Below are 25,921 nucleotides of genomic sequence, written 5' to 3'. Positions count from 1 at the left end.
CGACGGGCTCTCCCGGAAGTTACGCTGCGCGGACGGCTGTTGACTGGAGGTAGGGATGCGTCGTTCCGTCGCCCGGAATGGGTCGGTTCTCGTCGTCGCCGCGACCGTACTGCTCTCGGTGGGGGCAGCGGCCCCGCCGACCGCCACCGGGGCGGCGGCCGGGACCCGGGCGCCCGCCGCGACCGGCGCCCCGCCACCGGCGAAGGTACCGGTCGCGGTCGGATACGGGGGAGCCGTCGCCAGCGTCGACGCGGACGCCTCCGCCGCCGGGATCGAGGTGCTCCGCGACGGCGGCAACGCGGTCGACGCGGCGGTCGCCGTGGCCGCGGCCCTCGGCGTCACCGAACCGTACTCGGCCGGCATCGGAGGCGGCGGCTACCTCGTCCACTACGACGCCGAGACCCGCTCGGTGCGCACTGTCGACGGCCGCGAGACCGCCCCGTTGTCGGCGGACGCGGGCCTCTTCCTGGAGGACGGCAAGCCCCTCCCCTTCGAGGAGGCCATGACCAGCGGCCGGAGCGTCGGCACCCCTGGCACCCCGGCGACCTGGCGGACCGCCCTCGACGCCTGGGGCAGCAAACCGCTGCGCCGGCTCCTCGAACCGGCCACACGGCTGGCCAGGGAGGGCTTCACCGTCGACCCGACCTTCCGCGCCCAGACGGCCGCCAACGAGGCCCGCTTCCGCGACTTCCCCGCCTCCTCGAAGCTCTTCCTGCCGGGCGGGGCCCTGCCCGTCGTCGGCTCCACCTTCACCAACCCCGATCTCGCCCGTACGTACGAGAAGCTCGGCCGGGAAGGTGTCGGCGCGCTCTACCGCGGACCGCTGGCCCGGGACATCGTCGACACGGTGCGCAGGCCGCCGGTGCGGCAGGGCGCCACGCGGGTCGTCCGCGCCGGGGACCTGACGGAGCGCGACCTGCGGGCGTACGAGACCGTACGGCGCCTGCCCACGAAGGTCTCGTACCGCGGCCTCGACGTCTACGGCATGGCCCCCTCGTCCTCCGGCGGCACCAGCGTCGGCGAGGCCCTCAACATCCTGGAGCGCACCGACCTCTCCGCCGCCTCCCAGGCCGGGTACCTGCACCGCTTCATCGAGGCGAGCCGGATCGCGTTCGCCGACCGGGGCCGCTGGGTCGGCGACCCGGCCTTCGAGGACGTCCCCGTGCGCGGCCTGCTCTCGCAGCGGTACGCCGACTCACGGGCGTGCCTGATCCGCGACGACGCCGTCCTGACCAGCCCGCTCGCCCCCGGCGACCCGCGCCACCCGGCCGACTGCGCGAGCGGCGGGACGGCGGCGCCGACCACCTACGAGGGCGAGAACACCACGCACCTCACCGTGGCGGACAAGTGGGGCGACGTCGTCGCCTACACGCTGACCATCGAGTCGACCGGCGGCAGCGGGATCACCGTGCCGGGGCGCGGCTTCCTGCTCAACAACGAGCTGACCGACTTCTCCTTCGCCCCGGCGAACCCGGCGGTCCACGACCCGAACCTGCCCGGCCCCGGCAAGCGGCCCCGTTCGTCCATGGCCCCGACCATCGTGCTCGACCGGCACGGGCGGGCGGTGCTCGCCCTGGGGTCCCCGGGCGGGGCGACGATCATCACCACCGTGCTGCAGACGCTGACCGGCGTCGTCGACCGGGGGCTGCCCCTCGTGGACGCGATCGCCGCGCCCCGGGCCAGTCAGCGCAACCAGACGACGACGGAACTGGAACCGGGCCTCTGGAACAGCCCGTTGAGGGGCGAGCTCGAGGCGATCGGCCACGGCTTCCGGCAGAACCCGGAGATCGGTGCGGCGACGGGCGTGCAACGCCTGCCGGACGGCCGCTGGGTGGCGGCGGCGGAGACGGTCCGCAGGGGCGGCGGTTCGGCGATGGTCGTACGGCCCCGGGGGTGAACCGCGGCCCCGGTGGCCTGCACGCCCCGGAGCCGCGGCGGCCGGATTCTAGAGGGCCGTCAGGATCCGGGGGCCGTCGTCGGTGATCGCCACCGTGTGTTCGGTGTGGGCCGCGCGCGAGCCGTCCAGGGTGCGGACCGTCCAGCCGTCCGCGGCCGTGTAGTGGTGGTCCCCGCCGCCGGCGATCAGCATCGGCTCGATCGCGATGACCATGCCGTGGCGCAGCGGCATGCCCCGCCCCGGGCGTCCCTCGTTGGGGACGCCCGGGTCCTCGTGCATGCTGCGGCCGATGCCGTGGCCGCCGAAGCCGTCCGCGATGCCGTAGCCCGCGCGGCGGCACACCCGGCCGACGGCATGGGCGATGTCGCCGATGCGGTTGCCGACGACGGCCGCCCCGATGCCGGCCTCCAGCGCCGCGTACGCCGTGTCGATCAGGCGGGTGTCCTCGGCCCGGGCGCGGCCGACGGTGAAGCTGACGGCCGCGTCGCCGACCCAGCCGCCCAGGGTGGCGCCGCAGTCGACGGACACGAGGTCCCCGTCCGCGAGGGGGCGGTCGTCCGGGATGCCGTGCACGATCGCGTCGTTCACCGAGGCGCAGACGACGGCCGGGAACGGCACCGGTGTCCAGTCGGGGTGGTACCCCAGGAACGGCGAGCCCGCCCCGGCCTCGTCGAGCACGGCCCGGGCGATCCGGTCCAGTTCGACCAGGGTGACCCCCGGCGCCGCCTGCTCCCGTACCGCCGCCAGCGCGTGCGCGACGACCCTTCCCGCCTCGCGCATCGCCTGCAGGGACGTGTCCGTCTTGATCTCCACCATGCCAATTACTATACCGGTATTAGAATGGTGCCATGGTGCGCACCCCCTTGACCCCGGAAGAGCGTGAACGCGGCGAGCGGCTCGGACTGCTGCTGCGCGAGGCGCGCGGCGGCCGGTCCATGGCCGAGATCGCCTCGGCCGCGGGCCTCTCCGCCGAGACGCTCCGCAAGATCGAGACCGGGCGGGCCCCGACCCCCGCCTTCTTCACCGTCGCGGCCCTGGCCGGCGTCCTCGGCCTCTCCCTGGACGAGGTCGTCACGCGCTGCGCGCTGGTGCCGGTCTGATCCCCTCCGGCCCGGTGGCATAACCTCGGCCGCATGATGCCCGAGGAGCTGCGACGCGGCCGCTATGTCAGCCTGACCACCTTCCGCAGGAACGGCACCGGGGTGGCGACGCCCGTCTGGTACGCGGTGGAGGGTGACGTGCTGTACGCGTGGACCCGCACCGACTCCTGGAAGGTCAAGCGCCTGCGCAACGACCCCCGGGTCGTCGTCACCCCCTGCGACGTGCGCGGAAACGTCGACGCGGGCGCGGCCCCCGTCGAGGGGACCGCCCGTCTCGTGGAGGGGGAGGAGCTGCGCCGGATACGCAAGCTGCTCGCCCGGAAGTACACCTGGCAGTTCTGGCTCGTCGACTGGCCGGCCATGGTCGCCCGCCTCGGCAAGCGGCCGCACACCGGCATCGCCGTGACGTTCTGACGGGCGGGTCGCCGCACGAAAACCGTCTGTAGCCATCCCGTAACACGACTGCGGTCGAATACCGCGGACCGGAAGGTCCCAGTCGAGGGCGTGGGCGGTGCGGGCTGTATGACGGTGTATCAACTCCCTGCGGAGATGGCGGCGTTCGCGGGCTGTCTCCGAGACCTGGCGGCCCGCCTGAAGCCGGACGAGGGCTGGTACGGCGTCTTCGTGAGCCGCGAACCGGAAGGTCTGAGGGCCTGCTTCGACGGCACGGAGGTCATGCCCTGGGACCTCGTGGCGTCCCTCCTCCAGGACGCGGGCGAGGATCCCGCCGGCCCTCACACCGTGCGGGCCAGGGCGCTGTACGCGGCGGCGGCCGCGGCCCACGACCGGCGCCCGGGTGGCGCCGAGGCCCTGCGCGAGCGCAGGGAGCTGCGGGAGCGGGAGCGGCGGTACGCGGAGCGCCGCCTGCTGGAACTGGGTGCCCGCCTCGGGGCGGCTCCCGCCTCCCCGGAAGCGCCCCGCCTCCGCAACGAACTCGCCTGGTGCCGGGACGACCACAGCCGGGCTACGGCCCGGATCGCCGCACTGACCACCCGTCTGGCCCGTCTGACCGCGACCGGGGAGGGTGGGCCCGCAACCGGGGCCGCACCCGAAAGCCCCGCCCGCCCCGGGCCCGTCGCCGTCACCGCACCCGCGACCGGCATCACCTTCGCGCCCGGGGCCGACCCCGGCGGGGCGACGGGGGCCGCAGGACGCGGGGCCCCCGCCACCCCCGCGCGGGTCGCCGATCCCGCCCCGGTCAAGCGGCGCCCCCGAGGCGCCCGGTACGCCTGGATGGACGAGGACGAGGAGGTTCCCCCGGCCGTCGCGGTGCCCCACGCCGCCATGGACGCGGCGGCCGCCCCGCGCGGCGCCCGGTTCGGCGGGTCCGCGACCACCGCAGCCTCCCGCCCCCGTACCCCTTCCGCGGACGCCGTCGAAGAGGCGGCACGCGCCGCGGGGAACGCGGTCTACGCCCTGGGCCGGCTGCGCGCCCAGGGCCGCAGCGGCGAGGCGCACGCCCTGCTCTGCGAGGCGCTCGCCGGTCCGCCCGACTGGCTGCCCGCGCTCGCCGCGGAGCTGCACCGGGCGGGCCTCGGGGCGGACTGGTCCACCCTGCTCTGGGAGGCGGCCACACTGCCGCCCGGCCCGCTCGCCGCCGTCGCCGGTGCGCTCGCGGACGCGGGCCGGGACCAGGACTGCGATCAGCTGCTCCGGCAGGGCGTCGCCCGTCCCGTCGACGAGCTGGCGGGCGCGTGTGCCGCCCTGCGCGCCGAGGGACGCCACCGCGAGGCGCGGGCCCTCCTGGCCGCCTTCGTCCGGGTCCACGCCCCCGAGGAGGCCGCCCGGCTCGCGGGCGTCGACCCGCGGACGCTGGTGCCGCAACTCCTCGACGCCGCGGGGTCGGTGTCCCCGGCGTGCGCGCGCGACCTGGCGCACGCGCTGCGGGTCGCCGGATTCGGGGGAGCCTGACGACCCCGTCCCTCGCCGTGGCACCCGCGCCGCTCCTCCCGGCACCGGTCACATCGGTCACACCGGAACAGCCCGGGACGTGTCGGTGCGTGTCCGACGTGGACCACTCGGGTATGAAACATGATCGACTCCGTTGCTTCGCGGCGGCGGTCTTGCTCCGGGGTGTGACGGGGCTTACGTTCTCCTCCTACGCACCGCGTCTACGTGCGTAGAGGCTCTCTGACGCCGTGCCGAAGGAGCAGCTCATGACCGCTGTCGTACGCGCCGCACTCGTCCAGGCGACCTGGACGGGCGACACCGAATCCATGATCGCCAAGCATGAGGAGCACGCCCGGGAGGCGGCCCGGCAGGGTGCCAAGGTCATCGGGTTCCAGGAGGTCTTCAACGCCCCCTACTTCTGCCAGGTGCAGGAGCCCGAGCACTACCGCTGGGCCGAACCGGTCCCCGACGGGCCCACCGTCCTGCGCATGCGCGAGCTCGCCCGCGAGACCGGCATGGTGATCGTCGTCCCCGTCTTCGAGATCGAGGACTCCGGCTTCTACTACAACACCGCCGCCGTGATCGACGCGGACGGCTCCTACCTCGGCAAGTACCGCAAGCACCACATCCCCCAGGTCAAGGGCTTCTGGGAGAAGTACTACTTCCGCCCGGGGAACGCCGGCTGGCCGGTCTTCGACACCGCCGTCGGCAAGGTCGGCGTCTATATCTGCTACGACCGGCACTTCCCCGAGGGGTGGCGGCAACTCGGTCTCAATGGAGCCCAGTTGGTCTACAACCCGTCCGCCACGCACCGCGGCCTCTCGTCCCACCTCTGGCAGCTGGAACAGCCCGCGGCCGCCGTCGCCAACGAGTACTTCGTCGCCGCCATCAACCGCGTCGGCCAGGAGGAGTACGGGGACAACGACTTCTATGGCACCAGCTACTTCGTCGACCCCCGCGGCCGGTTCGTCGGCGACCTCGCCTCGGACAAGGCCGAGGAACTCGTCGTCCGGGACCTCGACTTCGGCCTGATCGAGGAGGTCCGGCAGCAATGGGCGTTCTACCGCGACCGGCGCCCCGACGCGTACGACGGGCTGGTGAGCCCGTGAGCGCCCTCCACGACCGGCACAAGGCGGTCATCCCCGACTGGGTCTCCCTCTACTACCGGGACCCCCTCGAGATCACCCACGGCGAGGGCCGCCACGTCTGGGACGCCGAGGGCCGTCGGTACCTCGACTTCTTCGGCGGCATCCTCACCACCATGACCGCCCACGCCCTGCCCGAGGTCACCAAGGCCGTCGCCGAGCAGGCCGGGCGGATCATCCACGCGTCCACGCTCTACCTCAACCGCCCGATGGTGGAACTCGCCGAGCGGATCGCCGCCCTCTCCGGCATCCCGGACGCCCGCGTCTTCTTCACCACCTCCGGCACCGAGGCCAACGACACGGCGCTGCTGCTCGCGACCACGTACCGCCGCTCGAACCAGATCCTGGCGATGCGCAACAGCTACCACGGCCGCTCCTTCTCGACCGTCGGCATCACCGGCAACCGCTCCTGGTCTCCCACCGGGCTCTCCCCGCTCCAGACCCTGTACGTCCACGGCGGGGTCCGCACCCGCGGCCCGTACGCCCGGCTCACCGACGACCGTTTCATCGAGGCCTGCGTGGCCGATCTCGAGGACCTCCTCGGGCACACCCGGGACGTCGCCGCGCTGATCGCGGAACCCGTCCAGGGCGTCGGCGGCTTCACCTCCCCGCCCGACGGGCTCTACGCCGCCTTCCGCCGCGTCCTCGACCGGCACGGCATCCTCTGGATCTCCGACGAGGTACAGACCGGCTGGGGCCGCACCGGCGACCACTTCTGGGGCTGGCAGGCGCACGACCAGGCCGGCCCGCCCGACATCCTCACCTTCGCCAAGGGCATCGGCAACGGCATGTCCGTCGGCGGGGTCGTCGCCCGCGCCGACGTCATGAACTGCCTCGACGCCAACTCCATCTCCACCTTCGGCGGTTCCCCCGTCACCATGGCCGCCGGGCTCGCCAACCTCGGCCACCTCCTGGAACACGACCTCCAGGGCAACGCCCGGCGCGTCGGAGGACTCCTCCTGGAACGGCTGCGCGCCGTCGGCGCCGGGGTGGAGGCGGTGCGGGAGGTCCGCGGCCGCGGCCTGATGATCGGCATCGAACTGACCGTGCCCGGCACCGACGAGGCGAACCCGGAGGCGGCCGCCGCCGTCCTGGAGGCCGCCCGCGAGAACGGGCTGCTCATCGGCAAGGGAGGCGGCCACAGCACCAGCACCCTGCGCATCGCCCCGCCCCTCTCGCTCACGGTCGCCGAGGCGGAGGAGGGGGCCGCGATCCTCGAAGAGGCGCTCCGCTCCCTGTAGCCCGTCCGTGCGTCGCCGCCCACGCCCGTTCCGCTGCCCTCTTCGCCCCCGCCACGTCGCCGCCGCGCGGCCCGCGCCCTCCGTCCCTGCCCCGAAGTCCCTCGCACCCCAGCGCACCCACCCGGTTCCTGTCAGGGGGAGACCTGTGAGTACCCGTACCCTCATCCGCGGCGGACTGGTCGTCACCGCCGCCGACGAGCTGCACGCCGACGTCCTGATCGAGGACGGCCGCATCGCCGCCCTCGCCACGCACGGCTCCGACGCCGCCGCCCGGTGGACCGCCGAGCGGACCATCGACGCCACCGACCGCTACGTCATCCCCGGCGGCGTCGACGCGCACACGCACATGGAACTGCCCTTCGGCGGCACCTCCGCCTCCGACACCTTCGAGACCGGAACCCGCGCCGCCGCCTGGGGTGGTACCACCACCATCGTCGACTTCGCCGTCCAGAGCGTCGGCCACACCCTGCGCGAAGGCCTCGACACCTGGTACGCCAAGGCGGACGGCGTCTGCGCCGTCGACTACGCGTTCCACATGATCCTCTCCGACGTCAACGAGCACACGCTCAAGGAGATGGACAAGCTCGTCGAGGAGGGTGTCACCTCCTTCAAGCTCTTCATGGCGTACCCGGGTGTCTTCTACAGCGACGACGGACAGATCCTGCGCGCCATGCAGCGCTCCGCCGGCAACGGCGGGCTGATCATGATGCACGCCGAGAACGGCATCGCGATCGACGTCCTCGTCGAGCAGGCGCTGGCCCGGGGGGAGACCGATCCGCGCTACCACGGCGAGGTCCGCCGGGTGCTCCTGGAGGCCGAGGCCACCCACCGGGCCATCCAGCTCGCCCGGGTGGCCGGGGCGCCCCTCTACGTCGTCCACGTCTCCGCCGACGAGGCGGTGCGGGAGCTGGCCGCCGCCCGGGACATGGGGCTGAACGTCTTCGGCGAGACCTGCCCGCAGTACCTCTTCCTCTCCACCGACAACCTCGCCGAGCCCGGCTTCGAGGGCGCGAAGTACGTCTGCTCCACGCCGTTGCGCCCCCGGGAACACCAGGCGGCCCTCTGGCGCGGCCTGCGGACCAACGACCTCCAGGTCGTCTCCACCGACCACTGCCCCTTCTGCTTCGCCGGCCAGAAGGAACTCGGCCGCGGCGACTTCTCCAAGATCCCCAACGGCCTCCCCGGGGTCGAGAACCGGATGGACCTGCTGCACCAGGCCGTCGTCGACGGGCACATCACCCGCCGACGCTGGATCGAGATCGCCTGCGCGACTCCGGCGCGCATGTTCGGCCTCTATCCGCAGAAGGGAACCCTGGCCCCCGGCGCGGACGCCGACGTCGTGATCTACGACCCGCACGTCCGGCAGACGCTCTCGGCGCAGACCCACCACATGAACGTCGACTACTCCGCGTACGAGGGGAAGACCGTCACCGGCCAGGTCGAGACCGTCCTCTCACGCGGCGAGGTCGTCATTGACAAGCGGGAGTACACCGGCCGGGCCGGACACGGCTGCTTCATCCCCCGCTCCACCTGTCAGTACCTGAACTAGGAGAAGCAGACGTGGACTTCGGACTCGTCCTGCAGACCGACCCGCCCGCCTCGGCGGTCGTCGGCCTCATGCGCCGGGCGGAACGCAACGGCTTCCGCTACGGCTGGACCTTCGACTCCGCCGTGCTCTGGCAGGAGCCCTTCGTCATCTACAGCCGCATCCTGGAGCACACCACCAAGCTGACCGTCGGCCCGATGGTCACCAACCCGGGGACGAGGACCTGGGAGGTCACCGCCTCCACCTTCGCCACCCTCAACGAGATGTACGGCAACCGGACCGTCTGCGGCATCGGCCGCGGCGATTCCGCGATGCGGGTGGCGGGCCGCAAGCCCAACACCCTGGCGCGGCTCGGCGAGGCCATCGACGTCATCCGCGACCTCGCCGAGGGCCGCGAGGCCGAGGTCGACGGCAGCGCGATCCGCATCCCCTGGGTGAAGGACGGCCGCCTGCCGGTCTGGATGGCCGCCTACGGCCCGAAGGCCCTGGCGCTCGCCGGGCAGAAGGCCGACGGCTTCATCCTCCAGCTCGCCGACCCCTTCCTCACCGAGTGGATGGTCAAGGCGGTCCGGCAGGCCGCCTCCGACGCGGGCCGCGACCCCGACGCCCTCACCATCTGCGTGGCCGCGCCGGCCTACGTGGGCGACGACCTGGCCCATGCCCGCGAGCAGTGCCGCTGGTTCGGCGGGATGGTCGGCAACCACGTCGCGGACCTGGTGTCCCGGTACGGCGAGCACTCCGGGATGGTGCCCGAGGAACTCACCGCCTACGTCAAGGACCGGCACGGCTACGACTACAGCCATCACGGCCGGGCCGGCAACCCCTCCACCGACTTCGTCCCCGACGAGATCGTCGACCGCTTCTGTCTCCTCGGCCCCGCCGAGGCGCACGTGGAGAAGCTGCGGAGGCTGCGCGACATGGGCGTCGACCAGTTCGCCGTGTACGCCATGCACGACGCCAAGGAGACCACCATCGACGCCTACGGCTCCGAGATCATCCCCGCGCTCGGCGCCTGACCCGCCGCCTTCGGCCCCCGGCCCGCGGCCTCGTCCGTACCAGAGCACCGTTCCCGAAGAAGGGGCCCGCCGCCATGACCGCAACCGTTCCCCCGGGGAGACCCGAACCCGCCATAGCCGGGGGCCGCGTCGAACTCGCACCCGACGCGGCCCCCACCGACAGCCGGTTCGTCAACGAGGACCTGCTGCCCGTCCCCGTCGAACGGCGCCGCTGGACGACGTACAACTTCGCCGCGCTGTGGGTCGGCATGGCCCACAACATCCCTTCGTGGCTGCTCGCCTCCGGTCTGGTCGCCCTCGGCATGGACTGGAAGCAGGCCGTCCTCACCATCGCCCTGGCCAACGTCATCGTGCTCCTGCCGATGCTGCTCACCGGCCACGCCGGACCCAAGTACGGCATCCCGTTCCCCGTCCTCGCCCGGGCCTCCTTCGGGCTGCGCGGGGCCAACCTGCCGGCGCTGATCCGGGCCGGAGTCGCCTGCGCCTGGTTCGGCATCCAGACCTGGATCGGCGGACAGGGGATCTTCGTCCTGCTCGACAAGATCTTCGGCGGCTGGGCGCAGGCCGCCCAGGTGGGCGGGCAGCCGTGGACGCTCTGGCTCTGCTTCGTCCTCTTCTGGGTCCTCGAACTCGCCATCATCCACCGGGGGATGGAGGCGCTGCGGCGCTTCGAGAACTGGGCGGCGCCGTTCGTCATCGTCGGCGCGCTGGCGCTGCTGGTGTGGATCGCGGTGAAGGCGGGCGGCCTCGGGCCGCTGCTCGACCAGCCGTCGCGGCTGGGCTGGGGCGCTGACTTCTGGACCGTCTTCTTCCCGTCCCTGATGGGCATGATCGCCTTCTGGGCGACCCTGAGCCTCAACATCCCGGACTTCACCCGCTTCGGTGCCGGGCAGCGTGCCCAGGTCATCGGCCAGAGCCTCGGCCTGCCCACGACCATGACCCTGTTCGCGCTGCTCTCGGTGTTCGTCACCTCCGGATCACAGGCGGTGTACGGAGCTCCCGTCTGGGACCCGGTGGCGCTGGCCGCCCGGACGGACAACGTCTTCGGGCTGCTCTTCGCCCTGGTGACGGTGCTCGTCGCCACGATCTCGGTGAACATCGCCGCGAACGTGGTGTCGCCCGCCTACGACCTGGCCAACCTCGCGCCGAAGCTGATCGACTTCCGCAGGGGTGCGCTGATCACCGGGGTGGTCGGGGTGCTGATCATGCCCTGGAAGCTGACCGCCACCCCCGAGCTGTACATCTTCACGTGGCTCGGTCTGGTCGGCGGCCTGCTCGGCACGGTGGCCGGCATCCTCATCGCCGACTACTGGTTCGTGCGCCGCACCGTCCTCGACCTGGCCGGGCTCTACCGGCCCCACGGTCCCTACTGGTACGCGGGCGGCTGGAACCCGGTCGCGGTCGCCGCCTTCACCGTCGGAGGCGTCCTGGCGGTCGGCGGCTCGCACTCGGAACCGGGCAAGGGCCCCTTCCCGGAGGACGGTCTCATCCCCTTCCTTCGGCCGCTCGCCGACTACGGCTGGGCGGTGGGCCTCGGGACCTCCCTGATCCTCTACACGGCTCTCATGGCACCCCGCCGGTTCCGGGGCGGGAGCGCCACCTCCTGAACGGATGTACGGGCGCCGGACCGGGCGACACCGCGACCAGGGCCGCTCCCGTGGGACTTGTGGGGCGTCCGGGATTCGTGGGGCCGAAAGCCGTCCGGCCCTTTACCTTCTGCTTCGTCGTCCCCTAGCCTGAAGTGTCGCCGATCACACCGGCGATCACTCCTGCACAGCGTGGTTTCCCATGGCAAAGCGGAAAGTTAGGCGGTTGCCGATGGCCGGCATCCAGGACAGGCCCCGCGAATCCGGGACCGAGTCCTCCGAGTACACCCAGCGGCTGGCTCATCTGGAGCAATCGGGACTCAAGAGGTTCCTGCCCACCCAGGCGCCCTACAGATGGAACCTGCGCCGCCTCAAGCTCGGCCGCGTCCTCGACGTCGGCTGCGGTCTCGGACGCAACCTGCTCAACTGCGGTCCGGACAGTGTGGGCGTCGACCACAACGAGCACTCCGTCGCCACCTGCCGGGAGCGCGGCCTGACCGCCTACACCCCCGACGAGCTGGCCAAGGCCGAGGACTGCGGTCCCGGTTCCTTCGACAGCCTCCTCTGCGCCCACGTGCTGGAGCACATGGACGAGGAACTGGCGGTCACGGTCCTCGCGCAGTACCTGCCCCTCGTGAAGCCGGGCGGCAACGTCGTCCTGATCACCCCGCAGGAAGCCGGCTACCGCACCGACGCCACGCACGTGCGCTTCGTCGGCTTCGAGGAACTGCGGCGCCACGCGGAGAAGGCGGGACTCGGCGTCTCGCGGACCTACTCCTTCCCCTTCCCCCGGTCGGTCGGAAAGGTCTTCCCGTACAACGAGTTCGTCCTCGTCGGTACGGTCACCGCTCCCTGACCGCCCCACCGGACCCGCCGCGCGGGCGCTTCACCGGGCGCCGCCGCGGCGGTCCGGCTGCCGGACCCCTCGCGGATCCCGTGAGGCGTCCGGAGCCTATTCTTGGTCGTGCCGGTCGCCGGACGGCGGCCGGTGGCCGACGAAGGAGTCCGAACGTGCCGTCGATGCTCGATGCCGTCGTCGTGGGGGCGGGCCCCAACGGACTGACCGCCGCGGTGGAGCTGGCCCGACGGGGATTCTCCGTCGCGCTCTTCGAGGCCGCCTCCACGGTCGGCGGCGGTGCGCGGACCGAGGAGCTGACCCTGCCGGGCTTCCGGCACGATCCCTGCTCCGCCGTGCACCCGCTCGGCGTCAACTCGCCCGTCTTCAGGACGATGCCCCTGGACCGGTACGGCCTGGAGTGGCTGCACCCGCCGCTGCCCATGGCCCATCCGTGGGGCGACGGCACCGCCGCCGTGCTCTCCCGGTCCGTCGCGGAGACCGCCGCCTCCTTCGGACCGCGCGACGCCGGCACCTACCGACGGCTCGTCGCCCCCTACGTCGGCCGATTCGACACGCTGGCGAGGGACTTCATGTCCCTGCCGCTGACCGCACTGCCCCGCGACCCCGTCACGCTCGCCCGCTTCGGCATCGACGGACTCCAGCCCTCCACCTGGCTGCTGCGCCGCTTCCGGGACGACAAGGCGCGCGCCCTGTTCGCCGGGCTCGTCGCCCATGTCATCGCACCCCTCGACGGGTTCGCCACCTCGGCGATCGGCCTCGTCTTCGCGCTGGCCGCCCACGCGGGCGGCTGGCCGATGCCCCGGGGCGGCTCCCAGGCGATCTCGGACGCCCTCGCCGCGTATCTGAGGGACCTGGGCGGCTCCGTGCACACCGACTTCCACGTCAAGCGCCTCGACGACCTGCCGCCGGCCCGCGCGTACGTCTTCGACACCTCGCCCACCGCCCTCGCGAGGATCGCCGGCTTCGGCGGCCACTACGACCGCTACCGCTACGGCGCCAGTGTCTTCAAGATCGACTACGCCCTCGACGGACCGGTGCCCTGGACGGCCGAGGCGCCCCGCCGCGCCGGGACCGTCCAGATCGGCCCCTCCACCGCCGAGATCGGCACCGCGCTCCACCAGGCGTCCTCCGCCTCCGGTACGGCCCCCCGCACGCCCTTCCTGATCACCGCCCAGCCCAGCCTCGTCGACCCCTCCCGCGCGCCCGAGGGCAAGCACGTCTTCTGGGCGTACGGCCATGTGCCGAACGGCTGGGACGGTGACCTCACCGACGCGATCGAGCGCCAGATCGAGCGCTTCGCCCCCGGCTTCCGCGACCGCGTCCTGGCGCGCGCCACCGCCGGACCGCCCGAGCTCGCCGCCCGTAACCCCAACTACGTGGGCGGCGACATCGCCTGCGGCGCGGCCCGCGGACTCCAGCTGGTGCTGCGCCCCAAGCTCTCCCTCTCCCCCTACCGCACCCCGCACCCCGCCGTCTTCCTCTGCTCCTCCGCGACGCCGCCGGGGCCGGGCGTCCACGGCATGTCCGGCCACAACGCGGCCAAGGCGGTATGGCGCCGCCTGCGCTCGGCACGCGGCTGACGCGGCGGAAACCGGGGAGCGCGTGCGACCCCGTGCGGGGGAGGATGGCCGTATGACCTCCACGGCGCCTCCCGGAATCACGCTCGTGCGCGGCGACATCACCGCGCAGCACGTCGACGCGATCGTCAACGCGGCGAACTCCTCCCTGCTGGGCGGCGGCGGGGTCGACGGCGCGATCCACCGCCGGGGCGGCCCCGAGATCCTGGCGGAGTGCCGGGCGCTGCGCGCCGCTCACCACGGCGGTGGCCTCCCCACCGGACAGGCCGTCGCCACCACCGCGGGGCGCCTCGACGCCCGCTGGGTCGTCCACACCGTCGGACCCGTCTGGTCCCGCGACCAGGACCGCTCCGCCCTGCTGGCCTCCTGCTACCGCGCCTCGCTGCGCGTCGCGGACGAGCTCGGCGCCCGCACCGTCGCCTTCCCCGCGATCTCGACCGGTGTCTACGGCTGGCCCCTGGACGACGGGGCCCGCATCGCCGTCGAGACCGTGCTGGCGACGAGGACGACGGCCGTCGAGGAGGTCCGCTTCGTGCTCTTCGACGACACGGCGTACACGGCCTTCGCCCGGCATGCCCCGTGACCGGCCCGGAGTGGGCCTGCCCTGCCGAACGGACCACTCGCAGAGCCCCGCAACGACGGCTCGGATAGGGTGACTGGGTAGGAAAGACACCCCCCGGGGTTAGGTCGATGCGTTGGACACTGATCAGTCGCCGAGCGAGACGCCGGGACGGCCGCCGGCGGCCGTCGGGTACGCCGGTGTGCTGCGCGAAGTGCTGCCGATCGCCCTGTGGCGGGAGGACGCCGACGGCTCCGTCGTCGAGTGGTCCCTCGCCGCGCAGGACCTCCTCGGCTACCGCCCCGAGGAGCTGCTCGGCCGCCCCGCGACCCCCGTCCTCGCCCCCGAGTCCAACCAGGAACTCGCCGCCCAGCTGACACGCCGCGTCCACGCCGGGGAGACCGTCGTCGGCACCCTGCCCGTCCGGCACCGCGACGGCCACGACGTGACGATGGAGATGTGGATCCTCCCCGAGGCCGACCCGCGGGGGCGGCCCGGCGCCATGCTGATCGCGGTCGAGACCTCCGAGGTCCTGCGCATGCGGGACTCGCTCGCCGCCCTGCAGAGCCTCTTCACCCAGTCGCCCATCGGCCTCGCCACCCTCGGCCCCGACCTGCGGTTCCTGCGCGTCAACGACGCCTTGGCCCGCATGAACGGCGTCTCCGCAGCCGAGCACCTCGGCAAGCGGCTCACCGAGGTGGTGCCCGGAGTCAACGCCTCCGCGCTGGAGGCGACCATGCGCCAGGTCCTGGACCGCGGCGAGGCCGTCGTCGACGTCCGCCGCACCGGCCGCACCCCGGCCGACCCCGACCACGACCGGACCTGGTCCTGCTCGTACGCCCCCCTCCTCGACGGCTCCGGACGGCGCCTGGGCCTCATCGCCTCCCTCATCGACATCACCGACGGCCAGCGCGCCCTCGTCGAGGCCGAGCGGGCCCGCTCCCGCTTCGCCCTGCTCGCCGAGGCGGGCACCCGCATCGGCACCACCCTCGACCTGCGCCAGACCGCCGAGGAGGTGGTCCGCGTCCTGGTGCCCCACTTCGCCGACTCGGCGGACGTCCAGATGCTGGAGGCGGTCCTCGCCCCCGACGAGGCCGCCGCCGCGGCCGGCGCGTCCACCCAGGGGCTGCTGCGCCGGCTGGCGGCCGTCTTCCCCGACCCCTCGGCCCCCACCGCGCTGCTCACTCCGGGCCAGACCTTCCAGATCCCCCTCGGGACGGTCTACGAACGGGTCGTCACCGAGGGCCGGCCGATGAACCTCTACCACTCCGACCTCCCCGCGCTCTTCCCCGACAGCCGCTACGCAGCGCTCCGGGACTACTTCACCGCCCACATCGGCTCCGCGCGCCTCGTCCCGCTCATCGCCCGCGGAAAGGTGCTCGGCGCGGTCACCGTCACCCGGGTCTACGGCCGGGAGCCGTTCGACGAGCAGGACTGGGTCCTCCTGGACGAACTGGTCGCCCGCGCGGCCCTGAACATCGACAACGCGCGGATGTACACGGCGCAGCGGGAAGCCGCCCTGACCCTGCAGCGCAGCCTGACGAACAGCTCCCTGCCCAAGGTCGACGGCCTCGAACTGACCGGCCGCTACCTCCCCGCGAGCGACCACGACGTCGGCGGCGACTGGTTCGACGTCATCGCCCTCCCCGAGGGGCGCACCGCCCTGGTCATCGGTGACGTCATGGGCCACGGCGTCCACGCCGCCGCCGTCATGGGCCAGCTCCGTACCGTCGTACGGACCCTCGCCCGGCACGGCGTCCCGCCCACGGAGCTGCTCCGCTCGCTGGACGCCGCCGTCGCCGACCTCGGCGAGGACGAGATGGCGACCTGCGTCTACGCCGTCCACGACCCGGCCACCGGCAGCGTCGTGGTCGCCCGGGCGGGCCATCCGCCGCCGGCGGTGGCCACGGCCGACGGGACGATCACCTTCCTGGAGGGGCCGGCCGGCACACCGCTGGGCACCGGGGTCCAGGACTTCCGCACCGACGAGGTGCTGCTGCCCCCGGGCAGCGTGCTCGTCCTCTACACCGACGGCCTCATCGAGGCCAGGGACCGGGATCTCGACCAGGGCATGGACCAGCTCGCCCGGGCGCTGTTCGATCTCGAACGGCCGCTGTCCCAGCTCTGCGACGGCATCCTCGAACAGCTGCTGCCCTGCGCGCCGGGGGACGACGTCGCGGTGCTCCTCGCCCGCACCTCGGTGACGTAGGGCCTCCCGAGGAACCCCGGCCCGGGGATCACCAGGCCAGCCGCTCCAGCGCGTCGAGGTCGGGTACGCCCAGCTCCGCCGCCGCCCGTGCGGGCGCCGTGGTCAGGGTCAGCTCCGCCCAGATCACCTTGCCCCGGTCGGTGTACCGCGTGCCCCAGCGCTCGGCGAACTGCGCGACCAGGAAGAGCCCCCGGCCGCCCTCGTCGGTGGTCGCCGCGTACCGCAGATGCGGGGAGGTGCTGCTCCCGTCGGCGATCTCGCAGATCAGGCGGCGGTCGCGCAGCAGCCGCACCCGGATCGGTTCGGCGCCGTAGCGGATGGCGTTGGTGATCAGCTCGCTCAGGATCAGTTCGGCGGTGAAGGCGATGTCGCCCAGGTCCCAGGCGGCGATCTGGGCCGAGGCCGCGTTGCGGATGCGGGAGACCGCGGCCGGGTCGGCCGGCACGTCCCACTCGGCGATGCAGTCGGACGGCAGGCGGCGGGTCTCGGCGACGAGCAGCGCGATGTCGTCGTCGGGAGCCGGTACGAGCAGCGCGGCCAGGACGTCGGCGCAGGCCTGCTCCGGACTGCGGCCGGGCCGGGCCAGGGCCTCCGCGAGCAGCGCCAGGCCGGTGTCGAAGTCCCGGTCGCGGTTCTCCAGGAGGCCGTCGGTGAACAGCACCAGGCGGCTGCCCTCGGGAAGCGTCAGCTCCGTCGCCTCGAACGGCATCCCGCCCACGCCCAGGGGCAGCCCCGCCGGCAGCTCGGGGAACTCCACCCGCCCGTCGGTGTGCACGAGCGCCGGCCCGGGATGCCCGGCGCCCGCCATGGCGCAGCGGCCGTTCGCGGGGTCGTAGATCACGTACAGGCAGGTCGCGCCGGTGATCGGGTCGCGCTCGGAGCCCGCCGGCGCATCCTCGCCCTCCTCCGGGCCCGCGCCGTTCCCCGTCTCGGGCCGGTCGATCCGGTCGATCAGCTCGTCCAGGTGGCCGAGCAGCTCGTCGGGCGGCAGGTCCAGGGTGGAGAAGTTGTGCACCGCCGTGCGCAGCCGGCCCATCGTCGCGGCGGCGTGCAGGCCGTGTCCGACGACGTCTCCGACGACGAGGGCCACCCGGGCGCCGGGAAGCGGGATGACGTCGAACCAGTCACCGCCGACCCCGGCCTTCGCCGGCAGGTAGCGGTGGGCCACGTCGACGGCGGACAGCTCCGGCAGCACGCGGGGGAGGAGGCTGCGCTGGAGGGTGACAGCCATCGCGTGCTCCCGGGTGAAGCGGCGGGCGTTGTCGATGGAGACCGCGGCCCGCGCGGTCAGCTCCTCCGCGAACGACAGATCGTCGTCCCCGAACGGCTCGGCGGTCTCCGCCCGCCAGAAGTTCGCCATGCCGAGCACGACCCCCCGGGCCAGCAGCGGCACGGCCACCAGCGAGTGCAGACCGTAGTCGAGCGCCCCGGCGGCTCCCTCCGGGTCCTGGGCCCGCCAGCCGTCGGCCGTGCTCAGGTCCTCCACGAGCACCGCGTGCCCGCGGTCCAGCGCCGTCGCCATCGGCGTCGTCGGCACGACACACCGGATGAGGTCGCCCACCGGCTGGAGCGGGTGATCGTCCCCGATGCCGGTCAGCGCCGCGCGGCGCATCTCCGTGTACGCACCCGACGGCTCCTCGCCGCTCAGCACCGGCTCGAGCAGCTCCACGGTGACGTAGTCGGCGAAGCGCGGCACCGCGACCTGCGACAGCTCCTCCGCCGTGCGCACCACGTCCAGGGTGCTGCCGATGCGCACCCCGGCGTCGTACAGCAGCTGGAGCCGGCCCCGGGCCACCTCCGCCCGGCCGGACAGCGCGGCGAGCTCGGTGGAGTCGCGCAGCGTCATGACGGTTCCGGTGGGCCGCCCGCGGTACGGCTCCGTGGGGCGGACGTTCACGGCCAGCAGGCGGTCGCCCGCCAGGTGCACCTCGTCCGTCGCCGCCCTCCCGGAGGCGAGCAGCGCGGCGGTGGCCGGATCCAGGCCCAGCTCGGTGACGTGCCGCTGCTCGGCGTCGGGCGGCAGGTCGAGGAGACGGCGTCCCTCGTCGTTGGCGAGCAGCAGCCGGCGGTCGGCGTCGATGATGAGCACGCCCTCGCGGACGGCGTGCAGGACCGCCTCGTGGTGCTCGTTGATCCGGGTCATCTCGACCGGCCCGAGGCCGTGCGTCTGGCGCCGCAGCCGCCGGCTCACGAGCGCGGCTCCGCCCACCGCGAGCAGCAGCGCGCCGCCCGCCGTCCCGAGCAGCAGCGGCAGCTGCCCCTCGACCACGTTGGACACGTTCTCGATCTCGATTCCGGTACCGACCAGGCCGACGACGTCACCGTCCTCGGTCCGCACGGGCACGATCGCCCGGACGGCGTCGGTGGGCTCCCCGGTGAAGATCTCCGTGAACGACTCCCCGCCCCTGGCACGGGCGATGTCCCCCGTCGCCCGCTGCCCGATCAGATCGGGCCGGGCGTCGGTGTAGCGGATGCCGTCCGGCGTCATCACCGCCAGGAAGTCCAGGCCCCCGGCCACCCGGGCCGCCTCGGCCCGTCCCTGCAGGAGGGCCGTCGGATCGGGCGCCTTCAGCGCGTCCACCAGGCCCGGCGCGTGCGCGAACGCCTCGGCGGCGGCGAGCGAGCGGTTGCGGGCCTCGCGCTCGCTGTCGTAACGGGTCTGGAAGACGAGGGCCAGCGCACCCACGGTCACCAGCAGCGCCACGATGACGGCCTGCAGGGCGAAGACCTGACCGGCGACACTGCGCACCCACAGCCCCCGTGGTCGTCCGAGACGTCCGGTCATGGGGTTCTTCTCAAGGATGTCGCTGTCATCACGGACTCGGCTGTCACCCGTCCACTTCCTCGGCTCGCCGGCGCCGCAGAGTTCTCTTCCTCCCATGCTGCCCCCGCCGCGCCGGGAAATCGAGGCGGCACCGGCCAGACGAGGTCGATGTCGTTTTCTCGCCAGCCCGGGTGCCCGCCGTCCCCGATCCTGGACACATGCACACCGACACCGAGCGCTGCGTGCGGGCCGTCCGGTCCAAGGACGCCCGTTTCGACGGCGTCTTCTTCACCGCTGTCCTGACCACCCGGATCTACTGCCGTCCCAGCTGCCCGGTCGTGCCGCCGAAGGCCGAGAACATGGTCTTCCACCCCAGTGCCGCCTCCTGCCAGCGCGCCGGGTTCCGGGCCTGCAAACGCTGCCGGCCTGACACCAGCCCCGGCTCCCCGGAGTGGAACGTCCGCGCCGACGCCGTCGCCCGGGCGATGCGCCTCATCCAGGACGGGGTCGTGGACCGCGAAGGCGTCCCCGGGCTGGCGGCCCGGCTCGGCTACTCCACCCGCCAGATCGAGCGCCAGCTCCTCGCCGAGCTGGGCGCCGGGCCGCTGGCTCTGGCCCGCGCCCAGCGGGCGCAGACCGCCCGGCTGCTCATCGAGACCACCCCGATGCCCATGGCCGAGATCGCCTTCGCGGCCGGCTTCGCCTCCATCCGTACCTTCAACGACACGGTCCGGGAGGTCTTCGCCCTCGCGCCCGGAGAACTGCGGGCCCGTGCGACGCGCTCGCGCCCCACGGCCCCGGTCACGCCCGGCGTGATCGCGCTGCGCCTGCCCCACCGCGCGCCCCTCGACCCGTCCAACCTCTTCGGGCACCTCGCCGCGACCGCCGTACCCGGTGTCGAGGAGTGGCGGGACGGCGCCTACCGCAGGACGCTGGCCCTGCCGCACGGCCACGGCATCGTGGCCCTGGCGCCGCGCCCCGACCACATCGCCTGCCGGCTCTCCCTCACCGACCCCCGCGATCTGACCCACGCCATCAGCCGCTGCCGCTGGATGCTCGACCTCGACGCCGACCCGGTCGCGGTCGACGACCAGCTGCGCGGCGACCCGCTGCTCGCGCCGCTGGTCGACCGGGCGCCGGGGCGCCGGGTCCCGCGGACCGTCGACGCCGCCGAGTTCGCGGTGCGCGCCGTGCTCGGCCAGCAGGTCTCCACGGCGGCCGCCCGCACCCACGCGGCCCGCCTGGTCGCGGCGCACGGCGTCCCCGTCGAGGACCCCGAGGGCGGCCTGACCCACCTCTTCCCCGCCCCTCGCGCGCTGGCCGGCCTCGACCCCGCGTCGCTCGCGCTGCCCCGGAGCCGCCGTCACACCCTCCTCACACTGGTGGAGGCGCTCGCCGACGGCTCCCTGCACCTGGGCCCCGCCAGCGACTGGGAGGAGGCCCGTGCCCGGCTCACGGCCCTGCCCGGCTTCGGGCCCTGGACCACCGAGGTCATCGCGATGCGCGCCCTCGGCGACCCCGACGCCTTCCTCCCCGGAGACCTGGGCGTGCGCCGGGCCGCCGAGCGCCTGGGCCTGCCGTCCACGCCGGGCGCGCTGACCGCCCGCGCCGCGCGCTGGAGGCCCTGGCGCGCGTACGCCGTGCAGTACCTCTGGGCCACCGACAGTCACCCGGTCAACCACCTCCCCGCCTAAGGAAGCCGCCCCGCCATGCCCACCGTTCAGCACCTGGTCGTCGACAGTCCGTACGACGCGCTGACCCTGGTCGCCGTCGACGGCGTCCTCAGCCGCATCCACATGACCGACCAGCGCCACCGCCCGCCGGAGGAGACCTTCGGGGCGCCCGATCCGCGCCCCTTCGGCGAGGCGGTCCGCCAGCTCGACGCCTACTTCGCCGGCGAACTCACGGTGTTCGACCTGCCCCTGAAGCTGGTCGGCACCCCGTTCCAGCTCCGCGTCTGGGAGCAGCTCCGCCTCATCCCGTACGGCGAGACCCGGACGTACCGAGAGCTGGCCGAGGCCCTCGGCAGCCCCGGCGCGTCCCGCGCGGTGGGCCTGGCCAACGGGAAGAACCCCGTCTCCATCGTCGTGCCCTGCCACCGCGTCATCGGCGCGAGCGGCTCCCTGACCGGGTACGGCGGCGGCCTCGGCCGCAAACAGCGGCTGCTCGCCTTCGAGTCGGGGCGGACCGACACCCTGTTCTGACGCGGCCCGGCCCCCGGGGGACAGTCCCGGGGGCGGTGGGTCAGAGCAGCCGGTCCAGGAGCGCGGGCAGCGCGGTGCCGATCGGCTCCCGCACGACCTCGTCGGCGATCTCGTCGTACGCGGTGGGCTGGGCGTTCACGATGACCAGCCGCGCGCCGTGCTCGGCGGCGATCTTCGCGAGGGAGGCGGCCGGCTGGACCTGGAGACTCGAACCGACCGCGAGGAACACCTCCGTGCCCTTGGCGATCGACATCGCCTGGCCGAGGACGACCGGGTCGAGCCGCTGGCCGAAGAGCACGGTGGCCGACTTGAGGATGCCCCCGCAGTCCCGGCACGCCGGATCGTCCTCACCCGCCCGGACCCGGTCCAGCGCCTCGTCCATGGGGGAGCGGACACGGCATCGGGTGCACACCACGGACCGCGCCGAGCCGTGCAGTTCGAGGACCTTGCGCTCGGACACCCCGGCGAGCTGATGGAGTCCGTCGACGTTCTGCGTGATCACCCGGACCGGGTTCCCGCGCTTCTCGAAGGCGGCGATCGCCCGATGGGCGACGTTCGGTTCGGCCCGCCCCACCGGCCCGTCCAGCCGCATCCGCCACGCCCGCCGCCGGATCTCCGGATCGGCCATGTAGTACGCGTACGTGACGACCTTCTCGGCCTCCGGGTCGCGCGTCCACTCCCCGTCGGGCCCGCGGTAGTCGGGGATGCCGGAGTCCGTGGAGATTCCGGCACCGGTGAGTATGGCGACCATGGTCATGACGGGAGCCTAGGACCCGGCACCGGGCTCCCGCGAGCGTATTTCGGGGGACCGGCCCCGGGGTGTGCGGTCAGCCTGGCACCGGCCCGCCGGCGCCCTCCGGACCGGGGTGCGGAGCCGGGCCGGGGCGCTGGGGCTGGCCGTTCTCCAGCTCCGCCGGTCCGCGGCCCGAGCCGAGGGCGTCCAGGGCGGCGAGGACCCGGGTGCCCAGGTGCCCCAGGAGGTGCGCGGGGATCTCCTCGCGGGTCACGAGCTTCCAGGAGAGCAGCTCCTCCTCCTGGAGACGGATCGCCCCGAGCCGCTCCGGGGACAGCACCCCGCCGTCGAACACGTACGCCACGATCGGCGGCCGGCCCGGGCCGAGCGCCCAGTCGACCGCGAGCAGCGCGCCGAGCTCCACGTCGAGGCCGATCTCCTCGGCGGTCTCGCGGCGGGCCGCCTGCCGGGGCGTCTCGCCCGTGTCGGACTCGATCGTCCCGCCCGGCAGCGTCCAGCCCTCGCGGTAGTTCGGCTCCACCACCAGCACCCGGCCGGACGCGTCCCGGAGGAGGGCGGCCGCACCGGCCAGGACCTTCGGCAGACCGGCGATGTACGCGGCGTAGTCGGTCGTCGTCATGCCGTCAGCGTAGCGAGCACCACCGGCCGCTCGGCCGCCCTCGCGCTCGACGGGGGACGGCCGAGGGGGACGGCCGCCGGGGAGCGCCGTCGCGGACCCGGCGCGACCACCCGGACCCTTTGATCGATCGTCGCGCATCCGACGCCCCTTATGAGAGGGAATATCGCCTCATCAGGGGGTGGCATGGCGTCTTGCGCTCCGGATAGGGTCGGCCTCGGCGCGACTGCCTGTTCGAAAGCAAGGGATGCAAGGTGACGGACGGAGCAGTAACTGAGGTCGCACAGGGGCGGGCACACGTGCTCGTCGCGGCCGACAAGTTCAAGGGTTCGCTCACGGCCGTACAGGTCGCGGAGCGGGTCACGGCTGGGCTGCGACGGGTCGTCCCGGAGCTGGAGGTGGAGACGCTGCCCGTCGCGGACGGCGGCGACGGCACGGTGGCGGCCGCGGTGGCGGCCGGCTTCGAGCGCCGCGAGGTGCGCGTGACCGGGCCGCTCGGCGAGCCGGTGACGGCGGCCTTCGCGCTGCGCGGGACGACGGCCGTCGTGGAGATGGCGGAGGCGTCCGGCCTGCAGCTGCTTCCGACCGGTGTCTTCGCACCCCTGACCGCGACCACGTACGGCTCCGGCGAACTGCTGCGAGCCGCTCTCGACGCGGGCGCGACCACCATCGTCTTCGGCGTCGGCGGCAGCGCCACCACGGACGGCGGGGCCGGCATGCTCGCCGCGCTGGGCGCGGTGTTCCTGGACGCGGACGGCAAGCCGGTCGCCCCCGGCGGCGGGCCGCTGCGGGACCTGGCCACGGCCGACCTCTCCGGTCTCGACCCCCGCTTCGCCTCGGTCGACCTGGTCCTCGCCAGCGACGTGGACAACCCCCTCACCGGACCGAAGGGCGCTCCGGCGGTCTACGGCCCGCAGAAGGGGGCGTCCCCCGAGGACGTCGAGACCCTGGACGCGGCGCTCGCGCACTTCGTCACCGTCCTGGAGAAGGCCATCGGCCCCAAGGCGTCGGAGTGCGCCGTCGCCCCGGGCGCGGGCGGCGCGGGCGGCATCGGCTACGGCGCGCTGGTCGGCCTGGACGCGAGCTTCCGCCCCGGCATCGAGCTGATGCTGGACGTCCTGGGCTTCGCCCCGGCGCTCGAGCGGGCCACCCTGGTCGTCACCGGCGAGGGCTCCCTCGACGAGCAGACCCTGCACGGCAAGGCCCCCGCGGGCGTCGCGTCGGCGGCCCGGGCGGCCGGCAAGGACGTCGTCGCGGTCTGCGGCCGTCTGGCGCTCGACCCCGAGACGCTCGGCGCGGCCGGCATCCGCCGCGCCTACCCGCTCACGGACCTGGAACCGGACACGGCGAAGTGCATCGCCGAGGCCGGCCCCCTCCTGGAGCAGGTCGCTGCCACCATCGCCCGCGACACCCTCGTCTGACATCCCGCGCGGGCGGGGGCCCGGCCCCCGCCCGCGCGGGCGACGCCGGCGCCGCGCACGGCCTGCGGGCTCCGGCGCGTCCCTCGCCCCGCCGGCACGGGCAGCTCCGGCGGTGCCTCGCCCCCCCCGCCCACCGGCGGGGTACCGGCGTCGGGTCCGCGCCGGCCGGGCGGAGGCCGGCCGGGCAAGACCGCGTCCGCACACGAGCCGCGCCCGCGCCGGCCCCGTTCCCGGCGGCCGCCCTCAGCCCGAGGCCGTCAGCCGGAAGGCGTCCAGGGCCAGCGTCATCTCCGTCAGGTCCCGCGGCCGGGACAGCGAGCGGGACGTCAGCTGCTCCAGGCGGCGCAGGCGGTTGAAGACCGTGTTGCGGTGGCAGTACAGCCGGCCCGCCGCGCGGCCCGCCGAGCCCTCGCAGTCGAGCCACACGTCCAGGGTCTCCAGGAGGATCGCCCGGTCCGCCGGGTCCAGGTCGAGCAGCCCGCCCAGGACGCCCGTGATCAGCAGACCCGCCATCTCCGGCTGGCCGACCACCAGCGCGCCCGCCATCCGCCGGTCGAGCCGGACGATCTCGTGGGACTCCGGCGGACACGTGCGCAGGGCCAGTTCCGCCAGACGCCGGGCCCGGCCCAGCTCCGCGAGGCCCGACACCACCGGACTGATCCCGCCGGGCCCCGGACAGCGTCCGGTCAGCAGCTCCGACAGCGCGTCCAGGCCCGTGCCCTCCGTCAGCGACACCACGCCGATCTCGCAGTCCGCGCGCATCCGCCACAGGAACCGCACGCCCGCACCCTGCACCCGCCGGTGGAACGGCTCCGGCACCTCCCGGCGGTCGTAGCGCAGCACCACCACCGCGTACCGGCCGTGCTCCGGCAGGTCCAGGCCCGCCGCCGCCCGCGAGACCACCTCCGGCGTCCGCTGCCCCTGCAACAGCGCGTCGAGCAGCGCCTGCAGCTGCTCGTCGGTGCGCCGCCGCAGCTCCAGTTCCGTCGCCCGGTACGCCTCCGACGCCGTGTCCGCCTGCGCGTCCACCGCGTGCCACACCATGGTCGCCGACTGCATCAGAGCCGTCAGCTGCGCCGGATCCGCCGCGGCGTTCTCGATCAGCGCCTCCCACACCAGGTGCCCGGCCGAACGGTACGAGTGCACCACCAGCTCCAGCGGCATCCCCTGCTCCGCCCGCCGCCGGCCCATCTCGTCGGCGTGCTCCAGATCCCGCCGGGGCGAGTCGCGGGGCGCCGAGATCATCTCGATCCCGATCCGCATCGCCTCGTGCGCCTCCTGCCAGTGCTGATCGTGCGGCACGATCCGGCCGTACGCCGGCTCGTACGCGTGCAGCTCTCTCAGATGCTCGTCCACCAGCTCCGGCAGCCGTTCCAGAAGCGCCGTGCACGCCTGTGCCAGCAGCTTCCAGTCATCGCCGGTCCGTGGTCTGCGCCGTCCCATGACCGGAGGATGCCATCCCTCCGGCTCATCCCACAGGCCCCTGACACGCACTGTTGTGCCCGTGCACAACCCGCCGCCGCACCCGCTGGTCACC

Annotated in this window: 21 protein-coding genes; 16 read left to right on the top strand and 5 right to left on the bottom strand. The window is 73.7% G+C overall.

From position 1 onward, the window contains the following. The first annotated feature begins 55 nt into the window (after nt 1–55). Nucleotides 56–1,897, top strand: a complete 1,842-nt coding sequence (ggt, locus tag AB0K65_RS07085) for a gamma-glutamyltransferase (protein WP_365714709.1) — start codon at nt 56–58, stop codon at nt 1,895–1,897. Between the two features lie 48 nt (nt 1,898–1,945). Here ggt and map read toward each other — a convergent pair whose 3' ends face one another. Next, nucleotides 1,946–2,713 (bottom strand): type I methionyl aminopeptidase, encoded by a 768-nt coding sequence (gene map, locus AB0K65_RS07080; RefSeq protein ID WP_365714708.1) that lies wholly within the window; start codon nt 2,711–2,713, stop codon nt 1,946–1,948. A gap of 32 nt (nt 2,714–2,745) precedes the next feature. Between map and AB0K65_RS07075 the strand changes: the two genes are divergently transcribed. The 12 genes from AB0K65_RS07075 (at nt 2,746) to AB0K65_RS07020 (ending at nt 16,625) form a co-directional block, all read left to right on the top strand. After that, nucleotides 2,746–2,997, top strand: coding sequence for a helix-turn-helix transcriptional regulator (locus tag AB0K65_RS07075; RefSeq protein WP_365714707.1), 252 nt, complete (start codon nt 2,746–2,748; stop codon nt 2,995–2,997). 33 nt (nt 2,998–3,030) lie between these two features. Beyond that, entirely contained in the window at nt 3,031–3,411 is a 381-nt protein-coding gene (locus AB0K65_RS07070; protein WP_365714706.1) for a PPOX class F420-dependent oxidoreductase, read from the top strand. 108 nt (nt 3,412–3,519) lie between these two features. Continuing rightward, on the top strand, nt 3,520–4,908 hold the full coding sequence (locus AB0K65_RS07065) for a UL36 very large tegument protein (RefSeq protein ID WP_365714705.1): 1,389 nt from the start codon (nt 3,520–3,522) through the stop codon (nt 4,906–4,908). Between the two features lie 245 nt (nt 4,909–5,153). Then, nucleotides 5,154–5,996, top strand: coding sequence for a nitrilase-related carbon-nitrogen hydrolase (locus tag AB0K65_RS07060; protein ID WP_365714704.1), 843 nt, complete (start codon nt 5,154–5,156; stop codon nt 5,994–5,996). Beyond that, complete coding sequence (locus tag AB0K65_RS07055) at nt 5,993–7,273, top strand: aspartate aminotransferase family protein (RefSeq protein ID WP_365714703.1); 1,281 nt, start codon at nt 5,993–5,995, stop codon at nt 7,271–7,273. The genes AB0K65_RS07060 and AB0K65_RS07055 overlap by 4 nt, the downstream gene beginning before the upstream one ends. 145 nt (nt 7,274–7,418) lie before the next feature. Then, the gene (gene hydA, locus AB0K65_RS07050; protein WP_365714702.1) at nt 7,419–8,822 is read left to right on the top strand and encodes a dihydropyrimidinase; all 1,404 of its coding nucleotides are present in this window, start codon (nt 7,419–7,421) and stop codon (nt 8,820–8,822) included. An 11-nt stretch (nt 8,823–8,833) separates the two neighbouring features. Continuing rightward, nucleotides 8,834–9,835 carry a TIGR03842 family LLM class F420-dependent oxidoreductase gene (locus AB0K65_RS07045; RefSeq protein ID WP_365714701.1) on the top strand — a complete coding sequence of 334 codons (1,002 nt, stop codon included), beginning with the start codon at nt 8,834–8,836 and terminating at the stop codon, nt 9,833–9,835. 74 nt (nt 9,836–9,909) lie between these two features. Further along, the gene (locus AB0K65_RS07040; protein ID WP_365714700.1) at nt 9,910–11,442 is read left to right on the top strand and encodes an NCS1 family nucleobase:cation symporter-1; all 1,533 of its coding nucleotides are present in this window, start codon (nt 9,910–9,912) and stop codon (nt 11,440–11,442) included. 211 nt (nt 11,443–11,653) lie between these two features. After that, nucleotides 11,654–12,277, top strand: a complete 624-nt coding sequence (locus AB0K65_RS07035; protein WP_365714699.1) for a class I SAM-dependent methyltransferase — start codon at nt 11,654–11,656, stop codon at nt 12,275–12,277. Nucleotides 12,278–12,432: 155 nt separating this feature from the next. Beyond that, entirely contained in the window at nt 12,433–13,860 is a 1,428-nt protein-coding gene (locus tag AB0K65_RS07030; RefSeq protein ID WP_365714698.1) for an NAD(P)/FAD-dependent oxidoreductase, read from the top strand. Between the two features lie 52 nt (nt 13,861–13,912). Then, nucleotides 13,913–14,440, top strand: a complete 528-nt coding sequence (locus tag AB0K65_RS07025) for an O-acetyl-ADP-ribose deacetylase (protein WP_365714697.1) — start codon at nt 13,913–13,915, stop codon at nt 14,438–14,440. A 112-nt stretch (nt 14,441–14,552) separates the two neighbouring features. After that, nucleotides 14,553–16,625 (top strand): SpoIIE family protein phosphatase, encoded by a 2,073-nt coding sequence (locus tag AB0K65_RS07020; protein WP_365714696.1) that lies wholly within the window; start codon nt 14,553–14,555, stop codon nt 16,623–16,625. 28 nt (nt 16,626–16,653) lie between these two features. Here the strand turns inward: AB0K65_RS07020 and AB0K65_RS07015 are convergent, their stop codons facing one another. Next, a complete protein-coding gene (locus AB0K65_RS07015) occupies nt 16,654–19,410 on the bottom strand; it encodes a SpoIIE family protein phosphatase (RefSeq protein WP_365714695.1) in 2,757 nt (918 codons plus the stop codon). 197 nt (nt 19,411–19,607) lie between these two features. Here AB0K65_RS07015 and AB0K65_RS07010 point away from each other — a divergent pair, with 197 nt between their 5' ends. Next, nucleotides 19,608–21,083: an AlkA N-terminal domain-containing protein gene (locus AB0K65_RS07010; RefSeq protein ID WP_365714694.1), complete on the top strand. Its 1,476-nt coding sequence runs from the start codon at nt 19,608–19,610 to the stop codon at nt 21,081–21,083. A gap of 15 nt (nt 21,084–21,098) precedes the next feature. Continuing rightward, complete coding sequence (locus AB0K65_RS07005; RefSeq protein ID WP_365714693.1) at nt 21,099–21,593, top strand: methylated-DNA--[protein]-cysteine S-methyltransferase; 495 nt, start codon at nt 21,099–21,101, stop codon at nt 21,591–21,593. A 40-nt stretch (nt 21,594–21,633) separates the two neighbouring features. On the opposite strand, the gene AB0K65_RS07000 is transcribed toward AB0K65_RS07005, so the two are convergent. Then, nucleotides 21,634–22,350 carry a Sir2 family NAD-dependent protein deacetylase gene (locus AB0K65_RS07000; RefSeq protein WP_365714692.1) on the bottom strand — a complete coding sequence of 239 codons (717 nt, stop codon included), beginning with the start codon at nt 22,348–22,350 and terminating at the stop codon, nt 21,634–21,636. 70 nt (nt 22,351–22,420) lie between these two features. Continuing rightward, nucleotides 22,421–22,966 carry an NUDIX hydrolase gene (locus AB0K65_RS06995; protein WP_365714691.1) on the bottom strand — a complete coding sequence of 182 codons (546 nt, stop codon included), beginning with the start codon at nt 22,964–22,966 and terminating at the stop codon, nt 22,421–22,423. Between the two features lie 251 nt (nt 22,967–23,217). On the opposite strand from AB0K65_RS06995, the gene AB0K65_RS06990 reads away from it, so the two are divergent. Beyond that, nucleotides 23,218–24,384, top strand: coding sequence for a glycerate kinase (locus AB0K65_RS06990; RefSeq protein ID WP_365714690.1), 1,167 nt, complete (start codon nt 23,218–23,220; stop codon nt 24,382–24,384). Nucleotides 24,385–24,627: 243 nt separating this feature from the next. On the opposite strand, the gene AB0K65_RS06985 is transcribed toward AB0K65_RS06990, so the two are convergent. Continuing rightward, a complete protein-coding gene (locus AB0K65_RS06985; protein WP_365714689.1) occupies nt 24,628–25,827 on the bottom strand; it encodes a helix-turn-helix domain-containing protein in 1,200 nt (399 codons plus the stop codon). Between the last annotated feature and the right edge of the window lie 94 nt (nt 25,828–25,921).

Source organism: Streptomyces sp. NPDC053755 (genome assembly GCF_040677675.1).
Taxonomy (GTDB): domain Bacteria; phylum Actinomycetota; class Actinomycetes; order Streptomycetales; family Streptomycetaceae; genus Streptomyces.
The sequence above is the reverse complement of the archived record's forward strand: the minus strand, read 5'-3'. Positions and strand labels throughout refer to the sequence as shown.